General features: G+C 70.9%; 1 protein-coding gene. It reads left to right on the forward strand.

The annotated features are described in order from the left end of the window. Positions 1–792 (forward strand): IS1380 family transposase (locus IEY87_RS45315; RefSeq protein ID WP_189145104.1); only part of this gene is annotated, 792 nt, incomplete at its 5' end. Positions 793–860 lie beyond the last annotated feature (68 nt).

The following is an 860-nucleotide window of genomic DNA, read 5'->3' on the forward strand; positions in this document are numbered from 1 at the left end:
AACGCCGGCTCCAACACCGCCGCCGACCACATCGACGCCACCCGGCTCGCCTTGGCCCAGCTACCCCGCCAGCGTCGCCGCCAGGTACTGATCCGCACCGACTCCGGCGGCGGCACCCATGAGTTCCTGGCCTGGCTGACCCGGCCCGGACGGTGGCTGTCGTACTCGATCGGGTTCACCCTCACCGACGACATCCAAGCCGCGCTTCTGCGGTTGCCGCAGCCCGCGTGGACACCCGCCTACGACGCCAACGGCCAGATCCGGCCCGGCGCCTGGGTAGCCGAGCTGACCGGCCTGCTGGATCTGGCCGGCTGGCCCAAAGGCATGCGCGTCATCGCCCGCAAAGAACGCCCGCACCCCGGCGCCCAACTACGCTTCACCGACATCGACGGGCACCGCTTCACCGCCTTCGTCACCAACACCAAGCGCGGACAGCTCGCCGACCTGGAACTACGCCACCGCCGCCGGGCACGCTGCGAGGACCGCATCCGCTGCGCCAAAGACACCGGCCTGGCCAATCTGCCCCTGCACGACGTCACCCAGAACCAGATCTGGTGCGAGATCGTCGCGCTGGCCTGCGAACTCATGGCCTGGATGCAGATGCTCACCCTGCACGACACCGATGCCCGCCGCTACGAACCCAAACGCCTGCGGCTGCGCCTGTTCGCCGTCGCCGGGCGGCTGGTGCGCGGAGGGCGGCGCCTACGCCTGCGAATCGCTGCGCGATGGCCCTGGGCCGGCACACTCCTGACCGCGCTGGCCCGGCTTCAAGCCCTGCCGGCACCCACCTGACCAGCACCAAACCGCCCCCACGAACCAGGAAGGACACCCCTCGGGCCCGTGGAACCCCGCCCACCCGG

This window comes from Nonomuraea glycinis (assembly GCF_014646515.1).
GTDB lineage: Bacteria > Actinomycetota > Actinomycetes > Streptosporangiales > Streptosporangiaceae > Nonomuraea > Nonomuraea glycinis.